The 22011-nt window shown below is 71.3% G+C and carries 16 protein-coding genes and 1 rRNA gene; 6 read left to right on the top strand and 11 right to left on the bottom strand.

Annotation, left to right across the window (positions count from 1 at the left end; genetic code table 11):
- Window positions 1-5: 5 nt before the first annotated feature.
- From AB0B94_RS17485 to AB0B94_RS17475, 3 genes are all read right to left on the bottom strand, one after another.
- Window positions 6-1487: a hypothetical protein gene (locus tag AB0B94_RS17485; protein WP_357280322.1), complete on the bottom strand. Its 1482-nt coding sequence runs from the start codon at window positions 1485-1487 to the stop codon at window positions 6-8.
- 10 nt (window positions 1488-1497) lie between these two features.
- Entirely contained in the window at window positions 1498-1938 is a 441-nt protein-coding gene (locus tag AB0B94_RS17480; protein WP_238670879.1) for a hypothetical protein, read from the bottom strand.
- 262 nt (window positions 1939-2200) lie between these two features.
- Window positions 2201-4255, bottom strand: a complete 2055-nt coding sequence (locus tag AB0B94_RS17475; RefSeq protein ID WP_357280317.1) for a TIGR03960 family B12-binding radical SAM protein — start codon at window positions 4253-4255, stop codon at window positions 2201-2203.
- A 107-nt stretch (window positions 4256-4362) separates the two neighbouring features.
- On the opposite strand from AB0B94_RS17475, the gene AB0B94_RS17470 reads away from it, so the two are divergent.
- Window positions 4363-5622, top strand: coding sequence for a hypothetical protein (locus AB0B94_RS17470; RefSeq protein WP_357280314.1), 1260 nt, complete (start codon window positions 4363-4365; stop codon window positions 5620-5622).
- 84 nt (window positions 5623-5706) lie between these two features.
- Here AB0B94_RS17470 and AB0B94_RS17465 read toward each other — a convergent pair whose 3' ends face one another.
- Both AB0B94_RS17465 and ileS read right to left on the bottom strand, forming a co-directional pair.
- Window positions 5707-6396, bottom strand: a complete 690-nt coding sequence (locus AB0B94_RS17465; RefSeq protein ID WP_357280310.1) for a lysophospholipid acyltransferase family protein — start codon at window positions 6394-6396, stop codon at window positions 5707-5709.
- A gap of 103 nt (window positions 6397-6499) precedes the next feature.
- On the bottom strand, window positions 6500-9670 hold the full coding sequence (gene ileS / locus AB0B94_RS17460; protein WP_357280306.1) for an isoleucine--tRNA ligase: 3171 nt from the start codon (window positions 9668-9670) through the stop codon (window positions 6500-6502).
- 310 nt (window positions 9671-9980) lie between these two features.
- On the opposite strand from ileS, the gene AB0B94_RS17455 reads away from it, so the two are divergent.
- Window positions 9981-11000 (top strand): ArsR family transcriptional regulator, encoded by a 1020-nt coding sequence (locus tag AB0B94_RS17455; RefSeq protein ID WP_357280302.1) that lies wholly within the window; start codon window positions 9981-9983, stop codon window positions 10998-11000.
- Between the two features lie 320 nt (window positions 11001-11320).
- Here the strand turns inward: AB0B94_RS17455 and AB0B94_RS17450 are convergent, their stop codons facing one another.
- A complete protein-coding gene (locus AB0B94_RS17450) occupies window positions 11321-12871 on the bottom strand; it encodes an alkaline phosphatase D family protein (RefSeq protein WP_357280297.1) in 1551 nt (516 codons plus the stop codon).
- 210 nt (window positions 12872-13081) lie between these two features.
- On the opposite strand from AB0B94_RS17450, the gene AB0B94_RS17445 reads away from it, so the two are divergent.
- Window positions 13082-13525 carry a carboxymuconolactone decarboxylase family protein gene (locus AB0B94_RS17445; RefSeq protein ID WP_357280293.1) on the top strand — a complete coding sequence of 148 codons (444 nt, stop codon included), beginning with the start codon at window positions 13082-13084 and terminating at the stop codon, window positions 13523-13525.
- A complete protein-coding gene (locus AB0B94_RS17440; protein WP_357280290.1) occupies window positions 13522-14397 on the top strand; it encodes an RNA polymerase sigma-70 factor in 876 nt (291 codons plus the stop codon). Before AB0B94_RS17445 ends, AB0B94_RS17440 begins: the two co-directional genes overlap by 4 nt.
- Before the next feature lie 36 nt (window positions 14398-14433).
- On the opposite strand, the gene ndk is transcribed toward AB0B94_RS17440, so the two are convergent.
- Window positions 14434-14859, bottom strand: coding sequence for a nucleoside-diphosphate kinase (ndk, locus tag AB0B94_RS17435; RefSeq protein WP_141910817.1), 426 nt, complete (start codon window positions 14857-14859; stop codon window positions 14434-14436).
- A 141-nt stretch (window positions 14860-15000) separates the two neighbouring features.
- Here ndk and AB0B94_RS17430 point away from each other — a divergent pair, with 141 nt between their 5' ends.
- Window positions 15001-16464: a VOC family protein gene (locus tag AB0B94_RS17430; RefSeq protein WP_357280286.1), complete on the top strand. Its 1464-nt coding sequence runs from the start codon at window positions 15001-15003 to the stop codon at window positions 16462-16464.
- A gap of 38 nt (window positions 16465-16502) precedes the next feature.
- On the opposite strand, the gene AB0B94_RS17425 is transcribed toward AB0B94_RS17430, so the two are convergent.
- The 3 genes from AB0B94_RS17425 to AB0B94_RS17415 are packed head-to-tail and all read right to left on the bottom strand — an operon-like array spanning window position 16503 to window position 20883.
- Window positions 16503-16937, bottom strand: a complete 435-nt coding sequence (locus tag AB0B94_RS17425; RefSeq protein ID WP_357280280.1) for a DUF4233 domain-containing protein — start codon at window positions 16935-16937, stop codon at window positions 16503-16505.
- Window positions 16934-18268 carry a folylpolyglutamate synthase/dihydrofolate synthase family protein gene (locus AB0B94_RS17420; protein WP_357280275.1) on the bottom strand — a complete coding sequence of 445 codons (1335 nt, stop codon included), beginning with the start codon at window positions 18266-18268 and terminating at the stop codon, window positions 16934-16936. Before AB0B94_RS17420 ends, AB0B94_RS17425 begins: the two co-directional genes overlap by 4 nt.
- Window positions 18265-20883 carry a valine--tRNA ligase gene (locus AB0B94_RS17415; protein ID WP_357280270.1) on the bottom strand — a complete coding sequence of 873 codons (2619 nt, stop codon included), beginning with the start codon at window positions 20881-20883 and terminating at the stop codon, window positions 18265-18267. The genes AB0B94_RS17420 and AB0B94_RS17415 overlap by 4 nt, the downstream gene beginning before the upstream one ends.
- Window positions 20884-20952: 69 nt before the next feature.
- On the opposite strand from AB0B94_RS17415, the gene AB0B94_RS17410 reads away from it, so the two are divergent.
- Window positions 20953-21639 carry a hypothetical protein gene (locus AB0B94_RS17410; RefSeq protein WP_357280264.1) on the top strand — a complete coding sequence of 229 codons (687 nt, stop codon included), beginning with the start codon at window positions 20953-20955 and terminating at the stop codon, window positions 21637-21639.
- A gap of 283 nt (window positions 21640-21922) precedes the next feature.
- On the opposite strand, the gene rrf is transcribed toward AB0B94_RS17410, so the two are convergent.
- Window positions 21923-22011 (bottom strand): 5S ribosomal RNA (gene rrf, locus AB0B94_RS17405); the annotation flags it as partial.

Raw genomic sequence — 22011 nt, 5'->3', positions numbered from 1 at the left:
CATCCTCATCGAAGGACACCCGGGGACGCCCCGTCACCAGGACCCCACGGATCGTCATCCTCAGTCAACCACGACGAGTGCTCGGAGCCGGTACCACCGCCGTGCCCGGCGCCGCCCGCGCCGCCCATCATGCCGCCGCCCATCATTCCGGCGCCGCCGACGCCCGCACCACGCGCGCCGCCCGCCATCCCGGCGCCGCCGGCGGCCTGGGCGGTACGCAAGGCGTTCGCCGCGCTCGTCATCGGCGGCAGCTTTCCGTTGCCGCCACCCACCATGCCGGGGATGCCGCCCACGCCGATCCCGGCACCGCCGCCCAGGCCACCGCCGGCACCGATCCCACCGGCCGAGCCGACGCCGGCACCGCCTCCGAACCCACCGCCGGCGCCACCGAGACCGGCGCTGCCTACCCCGCCGCCGCCGATGCCACCACCCAAGCCACCGACGCCACCCGGGGTGGCGCCAGCCAGACCGCTGCTGTAGCCGGCATCGCCGTCCGAGTAACCCGGGTAGCTGGAGCCCGTCGACGGGGGTGTGAGCTGGCCGGTGCCGCCGGTGGGCGAGCCATCGCCGATCCCACCGGGCTTGGTCGGGGAGAACGGGTCCACCGTGGACGTCGGACCGCCAGTGTCGCCGATGCCGGGCGGCCTGCTGCCGATCGTGGGGCCGCCACCACCGATGTCGGGCTTCCCGCCGAAGTCGCCACCACCGGTGTCGGGTCGCCCCGTTGGCGGAACCCGGGTGTCACGGGTGATGTCGTTGACCTCGGTTCCGGCATCCGGGCCGTTGACGGTGAGCTTGGGGCGCTCCGTGTAGACCGCCTGGGGCAGCGGGGCCATCGCGCTGTTCGCCGCGTTCTGATTGTCCCGGTACCAGTTGTCCAGGTGGGCTCCGGTGTCCCACCAGCCGCCCCGCTTCTGGTCACCGGCCTGGCCGTCGACCTTCATCGTCGCTTCCAGGTCGTCGGCCTTGTCACGGAACGCGCCGTCGGCGTACGAGCCGGGGTTGCTCTGGTAGTCCTTGCGGAGCGCGGCGAGGAACCCCGACGAACTCTCGCCGTCGCGGGCATCGTCGAGCTCGGTGCCGTTGGGCAGGCTCCACTCGTTGAACCCGAAGTCGTCCATCAGTGGGATCGGGATCGTGGAGACCGACTTGCGGATGTCGCCCTCGATCCGCGTCAACGCGCCACTGACGTTCGTCGCGTCGGTGATCAGATCCTCGATCTGCTTGCCGATCTTGCCCAGGTGCTCGCGGTACGCGTCACCACCGCTGCCCTTCCAACCGGCGAGCATCCCGGGCAGACCGCCGACGTGCGGGCGTTCCTGGCCCGTCGCGATCGGGCCGACGAACGAGCGCCCGACGAGCGCGTCGCGCAGTTGTTGCAGGCCGCTGGAGAGGTTGCTCCAGCCCGCTCCGACCGATCCGACCGTTTCCGGGTCCGCGGAGAGCGTCACCTCGCGGACGCACCGCTCCCAGGTTCCTCCAGCCATGACGTCCCCCTCAGGCCGTGTACGGGTAGGTGGGTGCGCCGCTGGCGGTGGGCGGCGGCGCCGCCGACTCCAGCAGCCGCTCGATCTCCTTGCCGTTGGCGCCGTTGCGCGCCTCGGTGTCGCGGAACGCCTTGGCGATATCCTCGGTGCCCTCCTTCAGCGCGGCGAGCTTCTGGGAGAGCGTCGTGAGGTGCGCTTCCATGTTCGCCGTGGAGGTTTCCAGGGCCCGCCACTGCATGCGGGCATCCTCGTACGCGCCGAACGGGGTGCCGTTAGGGACGGTCTGGGCGTTGTTGCTGTCGCCCTTCATCCGCTCCTTGATGCGTTCCATCTCGTACTTGATGGTGTCGTCGATGTACTGCCTGAGCCGCTCGACGTACGTGGCGGCGGCGTCCAGGTCCTCGACGCTGACTTGCAGATCGCCGATGCTCGGCGGCGGGATGCTCCCCATGCGATTCCTCCCCCGTCCCCGACCCGCCGGGTCGGTCCATGTCAGACGCAGCGTATCGAGTCTGACCTAGTCGGGGCAGCCCCAGCCACCAGCACGTGGTACAGATGGCGGCCGATATCACGGAAGGTCCGGTGTCCGGCCGCAGCGCGGCAGGCCCCCGGACAACGCCAACGGGCCCGCGAGACGCGGACCCGTTGGGTGACATGTCGGATGTGGAGGGTGGTGGGTCACCGCCAGCCGGCGCTGCCCGCGGGCAACCCGGTCAGGGGTGCGAGTGCGAGTGGCCCGACGGGACCTTCATGCCGTTGCCGCCCAGCGGGGTGAGCGGCAGCAGCTTCTTGCCGGTGGGGCCGATCTGGATCTCGGTGTCCATCGATGGGCAGACGCCGCAGTCGAAGCAGGGCGTCCACCGGCAGTCGTCCTGCTCGAACTCGCTGAACGAATCCTGCCAGTCCTGCCAGAGCCAGTCCTTGTCCAGGCCCGAGTCGAGGTGGTCCCAGGGCAGGACCTCCAGCTCGTCGCGCTGACGGGTGGTGTACCAGTCGAGGTCCACCCCGAAGGCGGGCAGCGTCTCGGCCGCCGCGTCCACCCAGCGCTGATACGAGAAGTGCTCGCTCCACCCGTCGAACCGGCCGCCGTTCTCCCAGACCTTGCGGATGACCGAACCGACACGGCGGTCACCCCTGGAGAGCAGCCCTTCGATGAGCGACGGCTCGCCGTCGTGGTACCGGTAGCCGATGGCCCGACCCAGCGAGCGGTCCGCGTTGATGGCCTGCTTGAGGATCTTGAGCCGGTGGTCGATGACCTCCGGACGGTCCATCGCGGCCCACTGGAACGGGGTGTGCGGCTTCGGCACGAACCCGCCGATGGAGACCGTACAGCGGATGTCCTTGGAGCCGGTCGCGGCCCGGCCGGCCCGGATCACCTCGTGGGCCATCTCGGCGATCTCGAGGACGTCCTCGTCGGTCTCGGTGGGCAGGCCACACATGAAGTAGAGCTTCACCTGCCGCCAGCCGTTGGTGTACGCGGTGACGACGGTACGGATCAGGTCTTCCTTCGACACCATCTTGTTGATGACCTTGCGGATCCGCTCCGACCCGCCCTCCGGGGCGAAGGTCAGACCGGTGCGCCGCCCGTTGCGGGACAGCTCCTGCGCGAGGTCGATGTTGAAGGCGTCCACCCGGGTCGAGGGCAGCGACAGCGAGACGTTGGTGCCCTCGTACTGCTGGGCGAGGCCCGAGCACATGTCGCCGATCTCGGAGTGGTCCGCCGAGGAGAGCGACAGCAGGCCGACCTCGGAGAAGCCGGAGAACTCCAGGCCCTCGCGGACCATCTGCGCGACGGTGGTGATCGACCGTTCCCGCACCGGACGGGTGATCATCCCGGCCTGGCAGAACCGGCAACCCCGGGTGCAGCCCCGGAAGATCTCCACCGCGTACCGCTCGTGCACCGTCTCGGCCAGCGGAACGAGGGGCTTCTTCGGGTACGGCCAGGCGTCCAGGTCCATCGTCGTGCGCTTGTGCACCCGGAACGGCACGTCCGCCCGGTTCGGTACGACCCGCTGGATCCGGCCGTCCGGCAGGTAGTCGACGTCGTAGAAGCGCGGCACGTAGACGCTCTCGGTGCGGGCCAGCCGCAGCAGCAGCTCGTCGCGGCCGCCCGGGGAGCCCTCGGCCTTCCACTCCCGGACGATCGCGGTGATCTCCAGGACCGCCTCCTCGCCGTCGCCGAGCACAGCGGCGTCGATGAAGTCGGCGATCGGCTCCGGGTTGAACGCGGCGTGCCCACCGGCCACGATCACCGGGTCGGCGTCGGTGCGGTCGGCGGCCAGCATCGGAATGCCGGCCAGGTCGATCGCGGTGAGCATGTTCGTGTAACCCAGCTCGGTGGAGAAGGAGATGCCGAACACGTCGAACCCGCGCACCGCCCGGTGCGCGTCGACGGTGAACTGCGGCACGCCGTGCGTGCGCATCAGCGTCTCCAGGTCCGGCCAGACCGCGTACGTCCGCTCGGCGAGGGTGTCGGGCAGCTCGTTGAGCACCTCGTAGAGGATCTGCACGCCCTGGTTGGGCAGGCCCACCTCGTAGGCGTCGGGATACATCAGCGCCCAGCGCACGGTCGCCGCGTCCCACTCCTTCGTGACCGCACCCAACTCGCCGCCGACGTACTGGATGGGCTTGGAGATCTGGGGTAGCAGCGGCTCGAGCTGGGGCCAGACCGACGGCTCCAGGTCGCGGCGCGGCGTCTGACGGGCCGAGCTGGAGTCGTCGCGAGAGTTGGTCGCGGCCGCGCGCGGCGTCGTGGACGGGGCACTCATGATGCCCAAGGGTACGCGTTCGTCCGGCGGGGATCGCGCGCACGCCCGATCGGCGATGGTGGCGGCACGGTATTAACCTCGGTTCGGCGCGAGAGGAGATTGCCGCGATGCCGGAGCCCCAGCCGGGAGCACGGCCGGCCGACGGGAGCAACCCGGGCGCTGAGCCGGAGCGGGACCCGGCGGTCGCCGACGAGCCGACCTCCCCACCCGTACCCTCGGACCAGCCGGAACCCCCGGACCAGCCGGAACCCTCGGACCAGCCGGAACCCCCGGACCAGCCGGAGCCTGCCGCGACCGCGGAGGTCCCGGCGCCCAGGTGGAGCGGTTCGGCCCCGGTGCCACCGCCGCTGCCTCGCCGACCCGCCTGGGGCGAGTCGGCCGAGCCAACCCCTCCCCCGCCGGTGGCCGTCGGGCCGCCGGAGCACCAGACTCCGGTCGACCCGTGGGCCGGCGTGGACACCGGCGGCTGGGATCTGCCCTCCGCCGAACTGCCCCCGCTGCCCCCCACGATGTCGTATCCGTCGCCGCCGGACACCAGGCAGTGGTCCGGGCCGCCCGCTCCCCCGGCCCCAGCGAGGGACACCAGGCAGTGGTCCGGGCCCCCCGCTGCCCCGGCCGGGCCGCACCCGGTGCCGCCGCCGGCCGCCCCGAGCGCACCCCGGGCCATCGGACCCGTGGTGCCGGCCCGGCCGATGTCGCCACCCGCGCCGCCGAAGGTGCCGAAGCAGCGCCGGGGCCGGCGATCCACCGCGCCACCGCCAGCGCCGCCGCCCGGGTGGCAGGCCCCCAAGGGGTACGTGCCGGTACCGGTCCGCCGACGACGCCGCTGGCCGTGGCTGCTGCTGCTCAGCCTGGCCTGCTGTTGTGGCTGCCCCGCCTACTACGGGTTCCCGATCTCGGCCCAGTACCCGGCACGCGCGGCCCTGCCCGTCCAGGTGGACGACCTCAGCCTGCGGCAGGACAGCCGCAGCACCGAGGCCGCGCAGAAGTTGGAGAACGAGGTACGCAAGGAGCACTGGCTGGCCGAGGACACGTTCGCCGGCGTCTACGCCACGACGAGCGGCAAGCGGGTGACCGTCTTCGGCGGCACCGGCTTCCGGCTGAGCCCGGAGTCGGACGCGGAGGCCGAGATCAGCCGGCTCACCAAGCGGTACGCGTTGGCTGCCCCGGAGAGCGTGGACACCGGTGTGCGGGGCCGGCACGAACGGTGCGCTGTGGGTAACGCCGACGGCAGTGCCGTTGTCGTCTGCACGTCGGTCGACCACGGCAGCATCGCCACCGGTGTGTTCACCCGACTCTCCGTCGCCGACAGTGCCGACCTGCTGGGCACCCTGCGCGCCCAGATCGTCCAGCCCGAGCGGGGCTGAGGCCGCACCCCGGCCAGGCCGGGGTGCGGCCATCCGCATTCGGGCGTTCGGGCCGCGCGGCCGGGCCGGGTGCGCCCGGCGGGGTCAGGCGTCGCGGGTCGGGTCCGGCTGGGCGCGCGGCGGGGCGTAGCGGGGCACGTACTCCTGGCCGGTGAGCTTCTGGATCTCACTCATCATCTCGTCGGTCATCTGCCGCAGCGAAGTGCGGTCGTCCGGTCGGCCGGTGAAGTCCAGCGGCTTGCCGAATCGAACCGTGATCTTGGCAGTGCCCGGCCGGGGCACCCGGGCACCGATCGGCTGCGCCTTGTCCGTGCCGATCATGCCGACCGGGATGATCGGCACACCGGCCGAGATCGCCAGCCGAGCCGCGCCGGTCCGCCCCCGGTAGAGCTTGCCGTCCGGCGAGCGGGTGCCCTCCGGGTAGACCACCACCAGGTCACCGCCCTTGAGCGCCGGGATCGCCGCGTCGAACGCGGACAGCGCCGCCCGGCCACCGGCCCGCTCGACCGGGATCGCGCCCAAGCCGGTGAGGACGAACTTGGAGATCGCACCCTTCACGCCGGCGCCCTTGAAATATTCCGACTTGGCCCAGAACGCCAGGTGCCGGGGCACGACAGTGCCGAGGAACAACTCGTCGGCCACCGAGAGGTGGTTGCCGGCGAAGACCGCGCCACCGGTCTCCGGCACGTGTTCCAGCCCCTCCACGGTCGGGCGGAACGCCAACCGCAGCGTGGGCGCCACGGTGAGCTTGCCGATGGTGTAGAGCAGGGGCACTGGTCCTCCGGCAGATCAGGTGCGAACAGGCGGTGTCACGGTAGCGGACGCCTCCACACCTCCCGGACGGAGGTGGTGGCGCCCGCACCCTGGCGATGGTCCGTTATACCCGGCGGACGACCACCGTTACCCGCTCACCATCGCCGACCTCGCCAGCGAAGCCCTCCAGGCCCTCGGCGGCGGAGCCGTCCGGACCCTCGACGAAGTCGACCGAGTCGGCCAGCACCTCCGCGGAGACAAAGTCGACGTACGCGGACACCGCCGCGCGTACCTCGTCGGACGCCGACACCGACACCACGATCCGGTCCGAGACGTCCAGGTCGGCGTCCCGGCGGGCCTGCTGCACCACCCGCACCACGTCGCGGGCCAGCCCCTCGGCGGCCAGCTCCGCTGTGACGTCGGTGTCCAGCACCACCACGCCCTCGCCGCCGGGCAGCGGCGCGGAGTGCTCGGCGTCGGCGGCGACCAGGCGCAACTCGTACTCACCCTCGGCGAGGGTGACGCCGGCGGCCACCGGGACGCCGTCGACCAGCTCCCACTCGCCGGCCTTGACCGCCTTGATCACCTGCTGCACCTGCTTGCCGACCCGGGGGCCGAGCGCCCGGGGCACCACTGTCAACACCTGCTCGCAGTACGCGGACAGTTCCGCGCTGAACTCCACAGTCTTCACGTTGACCTCGTCGGCGACCAGGTCGGCGAACGGCCGCAGCTGCTCCGCGACCGGCGAGGCCACCGTCAGCTTCGACAGCGGCAGCCGCACCCGCAGCCCCTTGGCCTTGCGCAGCGACAGCGCCGCCGAGGCGACCGCTCGCACGTTGTCCATCGCGGCGACCAGGTCGTGGTCGGCCGGGAACTCGCTCGCCTCCGGCCAGTCGGTCAGGTGCACCGAACGCTCCCCGGTCAGGCCACGCCAGATCTCCTCCGCGGTCAGCGGCGCGAGCGGCGCCACCACCCGGCAGAGGGTCTCCAGCACCGTCGACAGGGTGTCGAAGGCGTTGGCGTCACCTGACCAGAACCGGTCCCGGGACCGGCGCACGTACCAGTTGGTCAACGCGTCCAGGTAGGACCGGACAGTGGCGCAGGCACCGGAGATGTCGTACGCGTCCATCTGCGCGCCGACGGTGGACACCAGCTCGTTCGTCTTCGCCAGCACGTACCGGTCGAGCAGGTGGGTGGAGTCGGTACGCCGCCGGGCCTGGTACCCGTCGGCGTTGGCGTAGAGCGTGAAGAAGTACCACACGTTCCACAGCGGCAGCAGCACCTGCCGGACGGCGTCGCGGATGCCCGCTTCGGTGACCGCCATGTCCCCACCGCGCAGCACCGGCGAGGACATCAGCATCCAGCGCATCGCGTCCGAGCCGTACGCGTCGAAGACGTGGTAGACGTCCGGGTAGTTGCGCAGGCTCTTGGACATCTTGCGCCCGTCGGAGCCGAGCAGGATGCCGTGGCTCAGGCAGTTGCGGAACGCCGGCCGGTCGAACAGCGCGGTGGCCAGCACGTGCATGGTGTAGAACCAGCCGCGGGTCTGCCCGATGTACTCGACGATGAAGTCACCCGGGTAGTGGTGCTCGAACCAGTCGGCGTTCTCGAACGGGTAGTGCACCTGGGCGAACGGCATCGATCCGGACTCGAACCAGCAGTCCAGCACCTCCGGCACCCGACGCATCATCGACTGCCCGGTCGGGTCGTCCGGGTTGGGGCGGACCAGGTCGTCCACCGCCGGCCGGTGCAGGTCGGTCAGGCGTACGCCGAAGTCCCGCTCGATGTCGGCAAGCGAGCCGTAGACGTCCAGGCGCGGGTAGTTCGGGTCGTCGGACTTCCACGCCGGGATCGGCGAGCCCCAGAACCGGTTCCGACTGATCGACCAGTCCCGGGCGTTGGCCAGCCACTTGCCGAACGAGCCGTCCTTGATGTGGCCGGGCGTCCAGTTGATCTCCTGGTTCAGCTCGACCATCCGGTCCCGGAACTTCGTCACCGCGACGAACCACGACGACACCGCCTTGTAGACCAGCGGGGTGTCGCAACGCCAGCAGTGCGGGTACGAGTGGGTGTAGGTGTCCTGCTTGAGCACCACCCCCCGGTCCTTCAGCTCCCGGATCACCGGCTTGTTGACGTCGAAGACCTGCTCACCCTGGTACGGCGGGACCAGGGCGGTGAACCGGGTGTGGTCGTCCACAGTGACGATGGTGGGGATGCCGGCGGCGTTGCAGACGTTCTGGTCGTCCTCACCGAAGGCCGGGGCCAGGTGCACGATCCCGGTGCCGTCCTCGGTGGTGACGAACTCCGCGCCGAGCACCTGGTAGGCGTTCTCCCCGGCCTGCTCGACGAGGAAGTCGAACAGCGGCGTGTAGCGGCGTCCGGCCAGGTCCCGGCCGTACACCGTGCCGACCTGCTCGTAGCCCTCCAGCTCCTTGGCGTACGCGGCCAGTCGCGCCGCCCCCACCAGGTAGCGGTCGCCGTCGCGTTCGAGCACCGCGTACTCGATGTCGGGCCCGACGGCGAGCGCCAGGTTCGACGGCAGGGTCCACGGCGTGGTGGTCCAGACGCCCAGCTTGACCGGCCCGCGCACCAGCTCCGGCGCGGACTCGTCGGCGGTCAGCTCGAACCACACCGACAGGGTGGGGTCGTGCCGGTCCCGGTAGACGTCGTCCATCCGGGTCTCGGTGTTCGACAGCGGCGTCTCACAGCGCCAGCAGTACGCCAGCACCCGGAAGCCCTCGTAGATCAGACCCTTGTCGTGCAGGGTCTTGAAGGCCCACATGACGCTTTCCATGTAGTCCAGGTCGAGGGTCTTGTAGTCGTTCGTGAAGTCGACCCAGCGGGCCTGCCGGTTGATGTACCGCTCCCAGTCCTGGGTGAACTCCAGCACCGAGGTACGGCAGGCCTCGTTGAACCGGTCCACGCCCAGGTCGATGATCTCCGCCTTGCTGGTGATGCCGAGCTGCTTCTCGGCCACCACCTCGGCGGGCAGGCCGTGGCAGTCCCAGCCGAAGCGCCGCTCCACGTGCCGGCCGCGCATGGTCTGGTAGCGCGGCACCACGTCCTTGACGTAGCCGGTGAAGAGGTGACCGTAGTGCGGCAGGCCGTTGGCGAACGGCGGGCCGTCGTAGAAGACGTACTCGTTCTTGCCGTCCGTGCCGGCGGGGCGGGCCTCGATGCTGGCCTCGAAGGTCTTGTCGGCCGTCCAGTGCTCCAGCACCCGGCGCTCGACCGCGGGCAGGTCCGGGCTCGCCGGCACACCGGCGGCGGTCGGGTCGTGCAACGGATAGGCCATCGGGGGTCGCTCTCCTCGTGCAGTCACTCAAACCTGGGACTGCGAGGACGAACCTTCCGGGGTACGCCTCGAACGACGCTCCCGGGTGGCCCGCGGTACCACCCCGCTTGGCGGTCAGGATCGACCGCCCGCTCATTGTCGGCTGTGACGGGCCGCACCCGTCCGGTTCTACTGGGCCGGTTGCCCGGCTGTTCTTCCGGAGGCTCACCGGTGATGGCCGGGTCATCGCCTTACGGTGCCCAACGATACAAGACCCACCGCCCAACCCGCCGCGGAGTAAACGCACGCGCCGGCACCCTAGGCTGTCCGGATGATCCGGATCGAGTTGGACGAGCCGACGCTGGCCCGCACCCGGATCGCCACCAGCCCGCTCTGGGAGGTGTTGACCAGCCTGTTCGTGCTGCAACGCCATCCGAAAGAGGCGCCCTGGCCGTACACCGCCTGGGCGCGACACGCACGGCGGGTGCTCGACGAGGTGCCGGCGGCCGCGCCGGCCCGGCTGCTGACCGCCGGCCTACCCGCACCGGACTTTCTCAGCCCGGTCCCCACGTCGGCCGCGCCGACGCTGGCCGAACAGCTCGCCGAACTGCGCGCGACGCCGGCTGAGGTGATCGCCGAGCAGATCCCCCGCTACTACGACCCGGACGACCTGCCGGGATGGCTCGGCCCGTTCGTCACTGACCGGCGGGCCGCCCTGGATCGGCTCGCCGACGGCATCGAGGCGTACTGGGACGCGGCCATCGCGCCGTGGTGGCCGGCGATGCGAGCGGCGCTGGACGAGGAGGTGCTGCATCGGGCGCGGGCGCTCGCCGCGCACGGTCCGGACGCGCTGCTGGCCGACCTGCACGAGCGGGTGCGCTGGGAGAAGCCGGTGCTGACGCTGGTGAAGCCGTCGGAGCAGCAGTTCGCGGTGGTGGACCAACGGCTCCTGCTGATTCCACTGATCTTCTCGCAGGAAGCACTCATCTGCGCCACCGACCATCCGGAGATCATCGCCGTCTCCTACCAGGCCCGCGGGGCGGTGATGCTGGCCGAGGGTGGGCCCAGCTCGGAGCCCCGGACGACACCGGCCACGGATCGGCTGGCGGTGTTGGTCGGCCGAGGTCGTGCCCAGGTGCTGCGGGCGCTGACCCGGCCGGCGACCACCGCCGGCCTCGCGGCCACCCTGGGGCTGGCCCCGAGTACCGTCTCGGAGCAGCTTTCCGCGCTGCTCACCGCCGGTGTGGTGCACCGCCGTCGGGCGGGCCGACGGGTGCTGTACGGCCTGGAACCGGCCGGCGTGGCACTGGTGCAGCTCATCGGCGACGAGCCGGCGAGCGCCTCGGCCTGAGCATTCGGCTCGATCCGAATTCGTTTCCCGCCAGTCCCGGTCGCTCCTAGCGTGCGGGGCACGAACGAACACGCGATCGAGGCGGTCGGGGGTGCCGCAGGTACCGCAGCCGCACGGGATGGTGGCGACCCAGCGCCGGGAGGTTCAGGCAGTCCGCGGCGTCAACCTGACGGTTGGCAACGGGGAGCTGTTCGGCCTGCTCGGGCCGAACGGCGCTGGGCACCCTCCAACCCCGGCCCCGACCCGGTTGACCATGAAGTTGTCGCCAGCCTCGTCGGCGTGTCGTGGCAACAACTTCATGATCAACCGAGGGGTTGCGGTCAGGGGGCCGGGAGGGTGGTGCTCCACAGCGAGGCACCGTCGCGGTCGCGCAGGTGGACCGTCAGGGCCTCGGACTCACCGTCGATGGTGACCTCACCGAAGTGCTGGAAGCCCCCCGCCGGGCCCGTGTTGGCCACCGGCGGCGCGTGCACGAAGGCCGCCTGCGGCCCGAACGTGCCGTCCAGCGCGTTCGGGCCGAACGCCCCGGCGTGCGCCGGGCCGGAGACGAACTCCCAGAACGGGGTGAAGTCGCCGACCGCAGCCCGGGACGGGTCGTAGTGGTGCGCGGCGGAGTAGTGCACGTCGGCGGTGAGGAAGACCATGCCGGTCACCCCGGCCCGGTGGGTGGCCCGCAGCACCTCGGCGAACTCCAGCTCACGCCCGGCCGGTGCGCCCGGGTCGCCCTGCGCGACACCCTCCTGCGCGCCCGGACCGTCCGGCACCACCACGCCGATCGGCAGGTCGTTGGCGATCACCTTCCAGGTCGCCGTGGACCGTTTCAGCTCCCGGATCAGCCACTCGCGCTGCTCACGGCCGAGCAGACCGCGCTTCGGGTCGGCGTACGTGTTGCCGTCGTTCGGGTCCTTGTGGGTCCGCATGTCCAGCACGAACACGTCCAGCAGCGGCCCGTGCGAGATCCGCCGGTACAGCGGCCCGTTGTCCGGCACCGGCAGCCACTCGCCGAACGCCTGGCGGGCCCTGGCGGCGAGCACGTCCACCCGCCGCTCGGTGTAGCGCGGGTCGTCCAGAACCTCACCGGGGTACCAGTTGTTGAGGACCTCGTGGTCGTCCCACTGGTTGATCTGCGGGACCGCCGCGTTGAACGCCCGCAGATGCTCGTCGATCAGGTTGTACGCGTACTGCCCCCGGTACTCGGTGAGCGTCTCGGCGACCTTGCTCTTCTCCGGCGTCACCACGTTGCGCCAGATCCGCCCGTCGGGCAGGGTCACCGACTCGACGAGCGGGCCGTCGGCGTACACCGTGTCACCGCTGCACAGATAGAAGTCGGGCCGGGTCGCCCGCATCGCCCGGAAGATCGACATCCCACCGAAGTTCGGGTCGATCCCCCAGCCCTGCCCGACGATGTCGCCGGTCCAGACGAACGTCACGTCGCTGCGCCGGTGCCGGCCCGGCGCCGTGGTCAACGTCCCGGTCAGCGGCTCGCTCACCACTCCGTGCCGCTCCAGGCTTTCCACCCGGACCCGGTAGTGCAGACGCTCGGCGTCCGGCAGCCCCCGCAGCCGGATTTTCCCGGTGAAGTCGCCGTTCGGCGTGAGCACCGGGCCGCGCAGCTCGCGCGCCCCCCGGAAGTCCGGCCGGCGGCTCACCTCGACCAACATCCGGCCCGGCCGGTCGGCCCGGGTCCAGACCAGCGCGGAGTCCGCTGTCACGTCGCCGCTCTGCACGCCGTGGGTGAGCACCGGGCGCGCCGCCGGGCGCCAGGCCGGGGCGGCGTTCGCGCCAGCACCGCCCAGCAGGGCGCCGCCGGCGGCTCCGGCACCGACCACCAGGCCGGCCCGCAGCAGGGTACGTCGATCAAGCTCGGTCATTGTTCCTCCCGGTCATGGGTTGACCCCGTCGGTCTACCGGGCGGAGATGACCGCGATCGGCGGCCCGGATGACCGGCGCCCGAACGCCTGTTGTCCGGCCGGATCGCCGGCGGCCGGCCCACCACGCGTGACCGGGGTCACCACGACGGTTGTCACGGCCGGCCCCGGTCGGACCGTCGTAGCGGTGTCGGATCGAACAGGGAGTTGGTCATGCAACGAATGAGGCTCTTCGAGGTCGCGCCGCAGGGATACCAGGCCGTGTCGGGCCTGGAGAAGTACGTCCAGGCGAACGTCGACCACACAGTGCTGGAGCTGGTCAAGCTGCGGGCGTCGATGCTGAACGGCTGCGCGTACTGCGTCGACATGCACAGCCGCGACGCCCTCGCCGCCGGCGAGTCGAGCCGGCGGCTGTTCGCGGTGGCCGCTTGGCGGGAGGCGCTGTCGCTCTTCGACGAGCGGGAACAAACCGCGCTGGCGCTCACCGACGCGGTCACCCGGCTCGGCGAGCACGGAGTGTCGGACGAGGTGTGGGACGCCGCCGCGAAGGTCTGGTCGGAGAAGGAACTGGCCGATCTGGTCCTCGCGATCGCCACAATCAACGTGTGGAATCGTATCGCCGTGACGACGCACACGGAGCCCCCGGCGCAGGTGTGACGACCGAGGCAGCAGAGGCGGCCGGCGCGCTCCAGGCGCACCGGCCGATGCTGCTTGGGCTCGCGTACCGGCTGCTCGGCAGCCTGCACGACGCGGAGGACGTGCTCCAGGAGGCGTACCTGCGCTGGCTGGGAGTGGACCGGGCCCGGGTCGAGGAGCCGCGCCGGTACCTGTCCCGGGTGGTCACCCGGCTGGCGGTGGACCGGCTGCGCGCCCGGCAGGCGGCCCGCGAGACGTACGTCGGGACGTGGCTGCCCGAGCCGGTGCCGACCGCGCCATCGCCGTTCGGGCCGTTGGACCGGGTGGAGCTACGCGACTCGCTCTCCACCGCGTTGCTGCACGTCCTGGAACGGCTCACCCCGCCGGAACGGGCGGTGTACGTCCTGCACACGGCCTTCGACCTGCCGTACGCGGAGATCGCCGAGATCCTGGACCGGTCGGTCGCCGACTGTCGGCAGCTGTACCACCGGGCGACCGCGCGGGTACGGCAGGAGCAGCGTCGGTTCACCGCCAGCCGCCCGGAGCGGGAGCGGCTGCTGGACGCGTTCCTCGCCGCCGCCCGCGACGGTGACCTGGCGAGGCTCACCGACCTGGTGGCCGCCGACGTCACAGCGTGGAACGACGGCGGCGGTCGGGTGCGGGCCGCCCTCAACCCGGTCACCGGCGCGGACCGGATCGCCCGGTTCTACGCCGGGGTCTACGGCCCGCGTCACCGGGTGGCGATGGATCCGGTCGAGCTCAACGGGGAACCGGCGATGCTGATCACCCGCGCGGACGGCAGTCGGTACACGCTGACCATCGCCGCGGCTGACGGACGGATCACCAGGATCTACGTGGTCGGCAACCCGGCGAAGGTGCCGGCGGTCGGCTGAACCCGGGCGTCGTCGGTCGACCCGGGCCGGTGGACGTCAGCCCAGCTCGGGGAACCAGAGCGCGATCTCGCGCTTGGCGCTGTCCGTCGAGTCGGAGGCGTGCACCAGGTTCTCCCGGTTGGACAGCGACAGGTCACCCCGGATGGTGCCGGCGACGGCCTTGCGTCCGTCGGTGGCGCCGACCAGCCCGCGGACCACGTCGATGACCTGGTCGCCAGAGAGCACCAGAGCGACCAGCGGGCCGCCGGTCATGAAGTCCTTCAGCGGCGGGTAGAACGCCTTGTCGACGTGCTCGGCGTAGTGCTCGTCGGCGAGCGCGGCATCCATCGTCCGGTGCGCCATCGCGTCGATCCGCAGCCCCTTGCGCTCGAAGCGGGAGAGGACCTCGCCGACCAGGCCGCGGCGGACCGCGTCGGGCTTGATCAGAACGAGGCTGCGCTCATCCGGGCTGTTGCTGGACACGCTGGGTTCCTCCTGTACGCGCTGAACGCTCGGGATCGGTACGGTCAGCCTAGCGACCCGGTCCCGGCGCCGGCGCGGCGGCCGGCCTTTCCCCCGGTGGCCGATTCGGCCTAGCCTGGTCCTGACCCCGGGAGGTCCACTGTGGCGAATGGCGGGAATCGACCCATCGCGCCGGTACGCAAGCTGATCGGCGCGGTGCTGGGCACCGTGGCCACGTTCGTCGTCCTGTTCGGCCTCGGCATGACGAGTTGGGCCATCGTGGCTCTCGGGGTCGCCCTGCTGGTGCTGGCGATCGCGCTGGCGACCGTACGCGGCGGCGGTCGCACGTGGGTCGTCGGCGTGGGGCACGTGCACAGCGCCTCCGAACCACCCACCCAGTACGCGTTCGGCCGCTGCGAACTGCAACTGGTGATTGACGCCCCTGGTCTGCCGCCGCGGTCCAAGAAGATCATTGAGCCGAGGGTGCCGGTCTCCAAGTGGCCGTCGCTGGGCCAGACCCTGCCGATCCGGGTCGCGCTGGACGACCAGCGGCACGTCAAGGTGCTCTGGGACGAGGTGCTCACCCATGCCGAGACCGCCGCTGCCGTCGCCGATCTTCCGCCGGAGTTCGCCGACGCGGAGGCGATGGACGAGCTGTTGATCCAGCAGGACGCGCCGCCGTGGGCCGACCGCGCACCCGACGACGACCTCCGCGACGACTTCCGCGACCCGGTCGGTGACCCGTTCCGCGACCCGGTCGGTGACCCGCTGCGCACCGACCCTTCGCGGATGGACGTCCGGCGCGACGACCCGAGCGTCGCGCCCGAGGAGCGCGAGCCCGTGGTGATGCACCAGAGCCCGGGCGGCCCGGTGGTGTTGGAGGGCGTCGTCGTCGAGCCGCAGGCCGGTGGGCTGCCCCGACGGGCAACCACTCCGGCGCCGCGCCCGCCCGCCGAGGAGCGCTTCGACGAACCCGCCGCCGACCGGTTCGACGCTCCAGAGGAGGGCGGCACCACCGCCCCACCCGCCGAGGACCCCGTCGGCCCTCCCAGCGCCCAGCGCTTCGAGCAGCCCGACGCGCAGCGCTTCGACCCGCCGCCCGCGCAGCGGTCCGGCCCGGGCGCGACCGACCCGCTGGACCCACTCGATCTTCCGCTGGACGATCCCGCCCCGGCCGGGGCGGCACCCACGACAGTGACCGACGAGGAACTGGACCAGGCGATCTTCGGGTTCGACGCCGGCTCGGCCGCGCCGATCAGCGGGGTGGGCCTCACCCTGCTGGTCACCGACCTGCCCCGGTCGCTCGGTTTCTACCGCGACGTGCTCGGCTTCAACGAGGTCGACCAGGGCGCCCACAACGCCGTCCTGGCCTCCGGGTCGACCCGGATCGTCCTGCGCGAGGTGACCGGGGCCGCCCCCATCAGCCGCCGACTCGTGCACGTCAACCTTGAGGTGAGCGACATCGAGGCGGCGTACGAGCGGTTACGCGAGTCGGGCGTCCGTTTCACGTACGCGCCCCGGGTGGTCAACAGGGGCACCAAGCTTGAGGGGTGGGCGGCTGCCTTCCGCGACCCGGATGGCCACGGCGTCGCGCTCACCCAGTGGCGCGAACGCGCCGACGCCTGACCCGGCCCGCCCTCGGACGGCGCCGGCCGGGTCCGGCGTCAGCCGAGAATGACGCGGCGAACGTGCAGCGCGTACGCCCAGACCAGGGCGAAGATGATGCCCAGCCCGAGCAGCGACCAGTGCAGCAGGCCGCCCAGCAACAGCAGGCCCTGGAGCACGGTGCCGGCGTTCCAGGCCCAGGGCCGACGCATCATGCCGGCGAGCACCACGGCAGCCACCGCCAGTGCCACCACCGCACCGATCGCGGCGCCGCCGAGGTCACCGCCGACCACCCGGATCGGCTGGATCGCCAGCAACAGCACCAGCGCCTCCAGGCTCAGCGTGCCAGCTCCGAGACCGCGTACCGCCCGCTCCGGGTTGCGCAACCCGGAGCGTCGCGGCTGCCCTGCCGTGGGCTCCTCCCCCGCCGGCCGCTCGACCGGCGGGGCGCTCGGGTCCTCGGTGGGGTGCGGGTCCCGCTCCGGGCTGGTCATCGCTTCAGCAGCCGGCGCGCGTCGGCGACCGTCACCACGGACCCCGTGACCAGCACCCCGACCCCGCTCAGCTCACCGGGAACGTCCTCCTCGGCCAACGCCACAGCCAACTCGATGGCATCCGGCATCTCCTCGGCCGAGTCCACCCGCTCATCGCCGAAGATCTCGGCGGCCAACGCGGCGAGTTCCTCCGTCGGCATCGCCCGTGGCGAGCTGTTGCGGGTGACCACCACCTGGTCGACCACCGGCTCCAGCAGCTCCAGCAGCGCTTCCGCGTCCTTGTCGGCCAGTACGCCGATCACGGCCACCAGCTTGCTGAACGCGAACTCCTCCTGAAGGGCGGTGACTGTGGCCTTCATGCCGTGCGGGTTGTGCGCACCGTCCAGCAGGATGGTCGGGGCGTTACGGACCCGCTCCAGCCGACCCGGGGAACTGGTCGAGGCGAAGCCCTCCCGGACCGCCTCGATGTCCAGTTGACGTCGAGCCCCCGCGCCCAGGAACGCCTCCACGGCGGCGAGCGCCATTGCCGCGTTCTGCGCCTGGTGGGCGCCGTGCAGCGGAATGAACACGTCGTCGTACACGCCACCCAGCCCCTGGAGGGTGAGCACCTGCCCGCCGACAGCGACCGCCCGACCCAGCACGCCGAATTCGCCGCCCTCCCGGGCGATGGTGGCCCCGACCTCGGCGCAGCGTTCGAGGAGGGGGCCGGCGGCCTCCTCCTCCTGGGCCGCCGAGATCACCGTGGCGCCCGGGTGGATGATGCCGGCCTTGGCCAGCGCGATGTCCTGGAGCGTGTCACCGAGCCACTCGGTGTGGTCCAGCCCGATCGGGGTGATCACGCAGACCCCGGCCTGGAGGACGTTGGTGGCGTCCTCGGCACCGCCGAGGCCCACCTCGACCACAGCGATGTCGACCGGCGCGTCGGCGAAGGTGGCGAACGCCAGCGCGGTGGTCATGTCGAAGTACGTCAACGGCTCGTCCGACCGCGCGTCGACCAGCTCGGCCAGCGGTTTGATCTCCCGGTACACCGACGTGAACCGTTCCTCGCTGACCGGCTCCCCGTCCAGGCTGATCCGCTCCCGGACGGTCTCCAGGTGCGGGCTGGTGTACCGCCCGGTGTGCAGCCCGTGCGCCCGCAACAGCGAGTCGATCATCCGCGCGGTGGAGGTCTTGCCGTTGGTGCCGGTCAGGTGGATCGCCGGGTACGCCCGCTGCGGGCTGCCGAGCAGGTCGAGCAGCGACTCGATGCGGTCCAGCTCGAAGACCATGCGGGTGAAGCCGCGGGCGTTCAGCTCGGCCTCGACGGCGGCGAATTCGGTACGGTCGGTCACGAGGGCAGTGTCTCCAGAGCAGCGTCGATCCGGACCAGGTCGGCCTCGGCGGTGGCGAGCCGGTCGCGGATCTTCGCGACCACCGGCTCGGGGGCCTTGCCGATGAAGGCAGGGTTGTCGAGCTTCGCCCGGGCCTGCGCGACCTCCTTCTCGGCTGCCGCGCGGTCCTTCGTCAGCCGGGCCCGCTCGGCGGCCACGTCGATCGACCCCCGGGTGTCCAACGCGACACCGACGGCGCCGGGCATGGCCAACGTGGCACTGGCCTGGAAGTCGTCACCGGCCGGATCCAACCGGACCAGCGAGCGGATCAGCGGCTCGTGCGCAGCGATTCCCGCGCCGGTCAGCCCGTCCAGGCGGGCAGCCACCCGCTGCGTGGGCCGCAGCCCCTGGTCGGAACGGAACCGGCGGATCTCGGTGACCACCCGCTGCACGCCGACCAGCTCGGCCTCGGCGGCGTCGTCGACCAGCGACCGGTCGGCCACCGGCCAGGCGGCGGCCTGCACCGTCTCGCCGCCGGTCAACGCGAGCCACAGCTCCTCGGTGACGAACGGGATGACCGGGTGCAGCAGCCGCAGCAACTGGTCGAGCACGTGCCCGAGCACCCGACGGCTGGCCTCCGCGCGCTCACCCCCCTCGGCGAGCACCGGCTTGCTCAGCTCGACGTACCAGTCACAGACGTCGTCCCACGCGAAGTGGTACAGCAGGTCGCACACCTTGGCGAACTCGTACGCCTCGAACTGCTCGTCGACCTCGGCGGTGACGTGCGCCAACCGGGACAGGATCCACCGGTCGACGGTGGAGAGCTGCTCGGTGGGGGGCAGGTCGCCAGTGGTGTGCGCGCCGTTCATCAGGGCGAACCGGGTGGCGTTCCAGAGCTTGTTGCAGAAGTTGCGGGAGCCCTGGCACCACTCCTCGCTGACCGGGACGTCCTGGCCGGGGTTCGCGCCCCGCGCCAGGGTGAACCGGGTGGCGTCAGCGCCGTACCTGTCGATCCAGTCCAACGGGTCGACCACGTTGCCGAACGACTTCGACATCTTCTTGCCGAACTGATCACGGACCATGCCGTGCAGCGCGACCACGTCGAAGGGCGGCCGGCCGTCCATCGCGTAGAGGCCGAACATCATCATCCGGGCGACCCAGAAGAACAGGATGTCGTACCCGGTGACCAGCACGCTGGTCGGGTAGAACTTCGCCAGGTCCGGGGTCTGCTCGGGCCAGCCCAGGGTGGAGAACGGCCACAGGCCGCTGGAGAACCAGGTGTCCAGGACGTCCTCGTCCTGGTGCCAGCCCTCGCCGCTCGGCGGCGCCTCGTCGGGGCCGACGCAGACGATCTCACCCGCCGGGCCGTACCAGACCGGGATGCGGTGCCCCCACCACAGCTGGCGGGAGATGCACCAGTCGTGCATGTTGTCGACCCAGGCGAAGTAGCGCTTGGCCAGCTCGGCCGGCTCGATGCGCACCCGGCCGTCGCGCACCGCGTCACCCGCGGCCTGGGCCAGCGGGGCGGTGTTGACGAACCACTGCAGCGACAGCCGCGGCTCGACCGTGGTCTTGCACCGCGAGCAGTGCCCGACCGCGTGCACGTACGGGCGCTTCTCGGCGACGATCCGGCCCTGCTCCCGCAGCGCCGCCACGATCGCCGGCCGCGCCTCGAACCGGTCCAACCCCTCGAACGGGCCGGGCACGGTGATCACGCCGCGCTCGTCCATCACTGTCAGCGCGGGCAGGTCGTGCCGCTGGCCGATCTCGAAGTCGTTCGGGTCGTGGGCCGGCGTCACCTTGACCATGCCGGTGCCGAAGGACGGGTCGACGTGCGCGTCGGCGACGATCGGGATCCGGCGGCCGGTCAACGGCAGCTCGACCTCGGTGCCGATCAGGTGCTGGTAGCGCTCGTCGTCGGGGTGCACCGCCACTGCGGTGTCGCCGAGCATCGTCTCGGCCCGGGTGGTGGCCACCACGACCTCGTCGCTGTAGCGGATCGAGATCAGCTCGCCGTCGTCGTCGGTGTGCTCGACCTCGATGTCGGAGAGCGCGGTGAGGCAGCGCGGACACCAGTTGATGATCCGGTTGGCCCGGTAGATCAGGCCGTCGTCGAACAGCTTCTTGAAGATCGTCTGGACGGCGCGGGTCAAGCCCTCGTCCATGGTGAAGCGCTCGCGGTCCCAGTCGACGGAGTCACCGAGGCGACGCATCTGGCCGAGGATGGCGCCACCGGACTCGGCCTTCCACTGCCAGACCCGCTCGACGAACTTCTCCCGGCCGAGATCGTGCCGGGACAGCCCTTCGGCGGCGAGCTGACGCTCGACCAGGTTCTGGGTGGCGATGCCGGCGTGGTCCATGCCCGGCAGCCACAGCGCCTCGAAGCCCTGCATCCGCTTACGCCGGGTCAACGCGTCCATCAGCGTGTGCTCGAACGCGTGGCCCATGTGCAGCGAGCCGGTGACGTTCGGCGGCGGGATGACGATGGTGAAGGGGGGCTTGTCGCTGTCGGCGGAGGCCCGGAAGTGCCCGCCGGCTACCCACTGCTCGTACCGTCGCTGCTCTACCTCACCGGGCTGGTACTGGCCGGCAAGGGTCGGGGCGTCGGGGCGTCGGGCATCCAGTCTCTCGGTCACCGGACAAGTCTACGGAGGGCTTCCGCAGACCTGACGTGCGCCACCTGCCGTTCGCGTACGGTGTCGGCTATGTCCGACGCACATCTCACCGAGCGGTCGCGCGACGGCGGCCGCGAGCCGGTCGAGCTGACCGAAGAGCCGATCCAGCTGAGCACCCGGGACTCCGGAGGAGACCCCGACGAGCGGTCCAGCGGCTGGTCACGTCGCCGCAAGATCGGCTGGACGGTCGCCCTGGTGGTAGGTCTCGCCGGCGCCGGCGTGCTTGGTGTCGGTGGGTGGCGGGTGGCGCAGCAGAAGGACACCCAACTGGCGTCACCCGATCGGGTGGCTGGTCTGACCCGCGACGACAGCGAGCGGGCGAAGAGCACCGCCGACTATCTACGCAGCGGCCTGGCGGCGAACATCGAACTGGACCGCAGTTTCGGCACTGTCTACCGCGACCCGGCCGACGACAAGCGCTCCGTGCTCATCTTCGGGGGCACCACACTGCTCTGGCAGCCCGAACGTGACCTGGACAGCCTCTTCCGCCTGATGTCCGACGAGACCGGTGCGGTGAACGGTCTGCGGGAGCTGCCCGCAGGTGACCTCGGCGGGGTGCTGAAGTGTGGCAGCACCAGCGGCGAGGGCGGGGACTTCGCGGTGTGCGGCTGGGCCGACCACGGCAGCGTGGTGATGGCGATGTTCCCGGGCCGGTCGGTCAGCGACGCCGGCGGCCTGCTGCGCAACCTCCGCGACGGTATGCAGACCCGAGACTGACCGGGCACTGCGGTTCCCCACCTGGACGACCGGCCCGCGGGTCCGCCGCCTGACACGGCAGCAAGATCGCGCAACATCCTGGTTCTAGTGGCCTCACGAGGCACGGACACCACTACAACCAGGATCGAGCGTGACCTTGCCGTCGGGCCCCCTGTTCCCGACCTCGCCTGCCGCCCTGGTGAAACCCACCGGGAGGTCAGGGGAACGGGGGCGATCATCCACGGGAACAGGGGAACGCAGAAAGGGCCACCCCCGTGTTGGGGGTGGCCCTTTCTGAAAGATTGTCCGGCGGCGTCCTACTCTCCCACACCCTCACGAGTGCAGTACCATCGGCGCTGGAGGGCTTAGCTTCCGGGTTCGGAATGTAACCGG

Source organism: Micromonospora sp. NPDC048986, assembly GCF_040649335.1.
Classification (GTDB): domain Bacteria; phylum Actinomycetota; class Actinomycetes; order Mycobacteriales; family Micromonosporaceae; genus Micromonospora; species Micromonospora alfalfae.
The sequence above is the reverse complement of the archived record's forward strand: the minus strand, read 5'-3'. Positions and strand labels throughout refer to the sequence as shown.